General features: G+C 70.5%; 4 protein-coding genes and 1 pseudogene. 2 read left to right on the forward strand and 3 right to left on the reverse strand.

Annotation, left to right across the window (positions count from 1 at the left end; translation table 11 throughout):
- Window positions 1–212 (reverse strand): annotated as a pseudogene (locus VFF46_RS25410) (right-handed parallel beta-helix repeat-containing protein); the annotation flags it as partial.
- Window positions 213–241: 29 nt separating this feature from the next.
- Window positions 242–1,669 carry a glucuronate isomerase gene (gene uxaC / locus VFF46_RS25415; protein ID WP_325039723.1) on the reverse strand — a complete coding sequence of 476 codons (1,428 nt, stop codon included), beginning with the start codon at window positions 1,667–1,669 and terminating at the stop codon, window positions 242–244.
- 146 nt (window positions 1,670–1,815) lie between these two features.
- Between uxaC and VFF46_RS25420 the strand changes: the two genes are divergently transcribed.
- Together VFF46_RS25420 and VFF46_RS25425 are read left to right on the forward strand one after the other, a co-directional pair.
- Window positions 1,816–2,805: a LacI family DNA-binding transcriptional regulator gene (locus tag VFF46_RS25420; RefSeq protein ID WP_325039724.1), complete on the forward strand. Its 990-nt coding sequence runs from the start codon at window positions 1,816–1,818 to the stop codon at window positions 2,803–2,805.
- Window positions 2,806–2,834: 29 nt separating this feature from the next.
- Window positions 2,835–4,211 carry a mannitol dehydrogenase family protein gene (locus tag VFF46_RS25425; RefSeq protein WP_325039725.1) on the forward strand — a complete coding sequence of 459 codons (1,377 nt, stop codon included), beginning with the start codon at window positions 2,835–2,837 and terminating at the stop codon, window positions 4,209–4,211.
- Between the two features lie 1,480 nt (window positions 4,212–5,691).
- On the opposite strand, the gene VFF46_RS25430 is transcribed toward VFF46_RS25425, so the two are convergent.
- Complete coding sequence (locus VFF46_RS25430) at window positions 5,692–6,210, reverse strand: HNH endonuclease signature motif containing protein (RefSeq protein ID WP_325039726.1); 519 nt, start codon at window positions 6,208–6,210, stop codon at window positions 5,692–5,694.
- Window positions 6,211–6,240 lie beyond the last annotated feature (30 nt).

The raw sequence follows: 6,240 nt of genomic DNA on the forward strand, positions 1-6,240 counted from the left end.
ACCGGCTGCGGGTCGGTGCCGACCGGGATCGCCGTACCGCTGCAGGGCTTCGCCGTACCCGGGCCTGTCGGTCCGAGTACGGCGGCGGCCGCGGCCGGGGGAGCGGTCGGGACGGTCACGGTGACGACCTTGGTGGGCGCCGCGTCCTTCGCGGAACAGCCAGCCACCAACAGCACCGCGGCACCAGCAGCCGCGACGGCCCCACGCCTCATCGCAATCCCTTCGACCGGATTGCGTGAGACTACCTGTTCAACAGGTACGTGTTCTTCGCGAGGTCATACGCGAGTGCCTTGGCGACCTGCAGGGCGTCGTCCTCGTCGAGCCGGTGCTGTACGACGAGGTTGGCCAGGTACCCGGCGTCGATCCGCCGGGCCAGGTCGTGCCGCGCCGGGATCGACAGGTACGCACGGGTGTCGTCGACGAAGCCGGACATGTTGTAGAACCCGGCCGTCTCCGTCACCAGCTCCCGGAACCGGCGCATGCCGTCCGGGCTGTCCAGGAACCACCACGGCGCTCCCAGCCGGACGGCCGGGTACACGCCTGCGAGCGGCGCGAGCTCCCGGCTGTAGACGGTCTCGTCGACGGTGAACAGCACGATCCGGAAGCCGTCCGCATGCCCGAACCGCTCCAGCAGCGGCCGCAGCGACCGGGTGAACTCGGTCGCCACCGGGATGTCGTGCCCCTGGTCCGGGCCGTACTTCGCGAAGATCGCCGGGTCGTGGTCCCGCAGTACGCCAGGGTGCAGCTGCATGACCAACCCGTCCTCGGCGGACATCGCCGCGAACTGGTAGAGCATGTGTCCCGCGAACGCCTGCGCGTCCTCGCCCGTGACGTCACCCTGCAGCGCGTCGGCGTAGATCCTCGCTGCCTCGCTGTCCGCGAGCGGTACGGCGGCAGCGCTCAGGTGACCGTGGTCCGTGGCGCGCGCTCCCGCGGCCTTGAACGCCTGGCGGCGCTGCCGGAGCGCTTCCAGGAATCCGTCGTACGTCGTGGTGTCGACGTCGGCCAGCTTGCCGAGCTGGGCGATCAGCTCCGGCCAGCCCGCGCGGTCCGGGTGCGCGACGGCGTCCGGGCGGAACGTAGGGACCACCCGGCCGGGAAGGTCCGCGGCGAGCTTCGCGTGCTGGGCGAGGTCGTCGGTGGCGCCGTCCGTGGTGGAGATCAGCTCGATGTTGAAGCGGTCGAGGAGCGCGCGCGGCCGGAACTCGGGCTCGGCGAGGCGCGCCATGATCTGGTCGTACAGCTCGTCGGCCGTCTCCGCGGACGGGTGCACGGTCAGGCCGAGCACCTCGGCGAACTCGTGCTCCAGCCAGTACCGGCTCGGCGTACCGAGGAACAGGTGCCAGTTCGCGCAGAACTCGCGCCAGATCTCCCGCGGCTGTGCTGATTCTTCGTGGGCGGTCCGCCGGCCGTCGCGGCGGGGCAGGCCGAGCTTGTCCGGGGAGACGCCCTGGGAGACCAGCATCCGGGTCACGTAGTGGTCCGGGACGACCAGCAGCTCGGCCGGGTCGCCGAACGGGGCGTCGGACGCGAACAGCCCGATGTCGACGTGGCCGTGCAGGCAGAGCAGCGGCAGGTCCTTCGTCGAGTCGTGGATCCGGCGCGCGATGTCACGCGCCGGACCGGCCGGCAGGGCGCGGTCCGGATGGGGCTGCAGGGCCTTCGGCATCTGTCCTCCGATGAGCGATGGTGAAACAGGCACTGCAAAGGATTGCAGCCGATCGCATGTCCGCACAAGGACGAGTTCTTGACACAAACTGCAACCGATTGCAGACTGCATGCTCGACGGACGTTCGATTGCGGGAGGAGATAGGCGTGGGGGCGACGATCCGGGATGTGGCACGCCTGGCCGGGGTATCGGCGTCCACGGTGTCCCGCGCGTTGTCGCTGCCGGAGATGGTGAACGCGGCGACCCGCGCCCGGGTGGCGGCCGCGGTCGAGCAGCTCGGGTACGCGCCGAACCGGGCCGCCCGCGGCCTGATCACCGGCCGCACCGGGACCATCGGCCTGGTGGTGCCGGACCTGGCCAACCCGTTCTTCGCCGGCATCGCGAAGGGCGTGCAGGCGCGCGCCCGCCGTCACGACGTCGCCGTGTTCGTCGCCGACACCGACGAGGACCCGACCACCGAGTCGGGCCTGATCCGGGCGCTGTCCAAGCAGGTCGACGGCGTCGTGCTGTGCTCGCCGCGCGGCAGCGACGACGAGCTGGCCGCGATCGCCCAGGACACCACGGTCGTGCTGGTCAACCGCGCCGCCGCGGGCCTGCCCGGGATCAACTACGACAACGAGGACGGGATGCGGCAGGCCGTCGCCCACCTCGTTGCCCTCGGCCACCGCCGGATCGCCTGGGTCGGCGGTCCGGCCTCGTCCTGGTCCACCCAGCACCGCGGCGTCGGCCTCCGGAACGCGGTCCAGGCGCTGCACGTCGAGCTCGCGCCGGTCGGCAACTTCGCGCCGACGTACGAGGGCGGCATGGCGGCCGCGGACCAGGTCGTCGCGACCGGCGCGACCGCGGTGATCACCTACAACGACCTGGTCGCGATCGGCCTGCTGGCCCGGCTGCACGGCCGCGGCGTCTCGGTGCCCGGAGACCTGAGCGTGGTCGGCGTCGACGACATCGCGATGTCCCGGATGGCCCGGCCGGCGCTCACCACGGTCCGGATGCCGAAACAGGAGGCCGGCCTGCTCGCGGTCGAGCTGCTGCTCAGCCTGCTGGACGACCCGGAGGCCGCCACCACCACTCACGGCGACCTGCACGGGGAACTGATTGTCCGCGATTCCACCGGACCAGCACCCCAGCAGTAATGCTTCGTCCACCAGAAAGGTGTATCCGCTTGACCAGGCTGAGTCTCACCCATCTGCCGATCGCTCCCGCGATCGACCCGAAGGCGTTGTCGGTCGGCATCGTGCACCTCGGGATCGGCGCCTTCCACCGCGCCCACCAGGCCGTCGTCACCGAACGCGCCGCGGTCGCGACCGGCGAGACTCGCTGGGGGATCACCGGCGTGAGCCAGCGTTCCACCACGGTCCGCGACCAGCTCGCCCCGCAGGACGGCCTGTACTCGGTCCTCGAGCGTGGCCTCGGCGACCCGTCGATCCAGGTGATCGGCAGCGTCCGCGACGTACTCACCGCGCCCGAGGACCCGGACGCGGTGGTCGCCCGGATCGCGGACCCGGCCGTGTCGGTGGTCACGCTGACCGTCACCGAGAAGGGGTACCGGGCCGCGGGCGACGGCCTCAATCTGGACGACCCGGAGATCCGCGCCGACCTGACCGGCCGCCCACCGCGTACCGTGATCGGCCAGCTGGCCGCGGCGCTCGCCCGCCGCGACGAACCGTTGACGATCCTCTCCTGCGACAACCTGGTTGCCAACGGCCCGTTCCTGCGAAAACTGATGACCGACTACTTCGATGCCCTCGGCAAGGTTCCGGAAGCGTTCGAGGCGACCCGGTTCCCGGCCAGCATGGTCGACCGGATCGTCCCCGCCACCACCGACGCGGACCGCGACGACGCCGCCCGGATGCTCGGCGTACGCGACGAGGCCGTGGTGGTCGCCGAACCCTTCCTGCAGTGGGTCATCGAGAACGACTTCGCCGGCCCCCGCCCCGCCTGGGAACGCGGCGGCGCGGTCCTCACCGCGGACGTCGCCCCCTGGGAGCAGGCGAAACTCCGGATGCTGAACGCGACCCACTCGATGCTCGCGTACCTCGGCGCCCTCCGCGGCTACGAAACCATCGCCGAAGCCGTCCGCGACGACGAACTCGGCACCCTCGCCCGCCGGCTGATGACCGACGACGTCATCCCCACCCTCACCCCACCCGACGGCCTCGACCTCGCCGCGTACGGCGAAACAGTCCTCGAACGCTTCGAGAACCCGGCCCTCAAACACCGCACCCGCCAGGTAGCCATGGACGGCTCCGTAAAACTCCCCGTCCGCATGCTGGGCACCGTCGACGACCGCCTGGCCACCGGCGCCGAACCCGACACCATCTCCCTCGCCGTCGCCGCCTGGATGGTCTACGTCCTCAAAACCCCCGACCTCGACGACCCCCAGTCCTCCCACCTGAAATCCGCCACCGCAGGCATCACCACCCCCACCCAACTGGTCGACGCCTTACTGGCAATCGACACCATCTTTCCCCCCGCCCTCCAAACCTCCACCGTCTTCCGCGACCTCCTAATAGCCCACACCACCACGCTCCTCCACTAACGCCCACCACCGCCGGTGGCCTCCAGTGGGCAACACCCCTCGGCGAGAACATCACCTGGCGGCCGCGCCGACCAACCAGCCAAGGAACGCCTCCCGCCGCGGCCGCGCGAGCACTCTCTCCAACGTCCCGCAAGTCGCGCCACAGGTTTCGTAGCTACCCGCGGAACCTCTCCCCGGGCGATGCTTCGAACAGCCACCGCACGATGAGCCACAGAGCATCTCTTCCTGGGATCCGCGAGTATTCCCACACAACCAGCCACAGAGCATGACCACCGGGAACTCGAGCACCCCCGCCCAACCCGCCGTGGAACCTTCACCAGGCGGCCTGGGGGCTCAGTCTCGCGCGACTTGCTGTGGAAACCGTCACGAGGCGGTCCGGGGCGCAGTCCCGCGCGACCTGCCGTGGAAACCGTCACGAGGCGGTCCGGGGCGCAGTCCCGCGCGACCTGCCGTGGAACCTTCACCAGGGCGGACGCAGACCCGCACAACCTCAGGTGCAGGACTGCGCCGGGTTCGCCGCTGCACCTGAGACATCGGTTGATGCCAGCCACTTCAGCGTCGGGTGGGATGTTGCGAATCAGCAGGATGAACGTCATAGCGCGCGGGAAGCCGAAAGGCTCCTGAAGCTAAGAACCGCCAAGCTGACAAGCAAGGCACCCCGAGCCCTCCGCCACGACCCCGAGACCTGCCACCCACCACCCCATCGCACTCCACTCGGCGCCGGTGCCGCCGTGGCCGTTGACCAGAACCAGGCAGTGGCCGCGTCCGCGTGCAGCAGCACGCGGCGATCCGGCCGCCACACAAGCTGGAGCACGACATGCCAGGACGAGAGCCTCGCCGCGCCCCCTGGCGACGGGCCAGTCGTGCCCGCCGCCCCAACCCGGGATGAGCCTCCACTCGTACCACCGCGCCCGTACCACCGCGCCCGTACCACCGCGACCTGCGTCGCCGCCCAATGCCGCTGGCGCTTGCTCCGTCGCGGCGGCCCCAGCGCTTGCCGTGCACGTCGCGGTCCCGGGTGCCGCCTGCGGCCGCCAGCTATGTCCTGGTCGGTGCCGTCTGGGCATGCCTGGTACGTCGTGATCGGGCACGCCGACCGTGGATCCAAGCGTGTCGTGGGCCGCTGCGCGTGCCGGGTATGTCGTGAGCTAGGCGCCGTGTGCGTGGGCCCGGCGCCGCTCGTGGCTGCCAGGTACGTCGCGGGTCGCGCGTCCGGTGCTCGGGCTAGTGCTGCGGCCGCGCTCTCCCGTGGATCTGTGATCGGCATCGGCGGACTGAGTCGGCCGGGGCAGTCGGCTTGTGACGGCTTGGGCCCAGGCGGTGCGAGATCGGGAGGTGCGCGCCTAGAGCATCGCGAAGGGTGGTGGGACTGTGGGGGCCTCGGTTGTGACGGTGTCGCCCCAGACCGCGAATCGGGCCGCAGCCGCGAGCGTTGCTTCGTCCGCCTTCCAGCGGCTGGTTCGTACCCCAGGCGTATTGGCTACGGGCAGATCTGTCCCCCACGAGACTTCGCCTTCGGCCGTTGGAGGTTGGCCGATGTGATTAGTCGACGGCCCTGGGCGTGCGGGAGTGTCCTCTGGTGATTCGGTGTTCGGGGTACGCCTCTTGGGGGCATGCCGGGTGTGCCGGGTGTGCCGGGTGTCCCGGGTGTCCCGGGTGTCCAGGGTGTCCCGGGTGTCCCGGGTGTGTGGGTGGTTCTGGTTGGTGGTGGGTCGGACCAGGTGGGGCGGGTGACGTGGGCTTGGCCGTCGGTGATGGTGATGGTCCAGCGGCCCTGGTGGAAGTCGGTGTGGTGGCGGCGGCAGAGGAGCGCGAGGTTCGACAGGGCGGTGGGGCCGCCGTCGATCCACGAGATCAAATGATGTGCTTCGCACATGACCGGCGGGGCCGCACAGACCACGCAGCCGCGGTCGCGGGCGTTGAGGGCGTGCCGGATGTGTTTGGTGACGAGGCGTTCGCGGCGGCCGACGTCCAGCGGTTCGGAGTTTGAGCCGAGCACGATCGGGATGATGTTCGCGTCGCAGGCCAG

Origin of the sequence: Kribbella sp. (assembly GCF_035655035.1) — a bacterium.
Lineage (GTDB): Bacteria > Actinomycetota > Actinomycetes > Propionibacteriales > Kribbellaceae > Kribbella.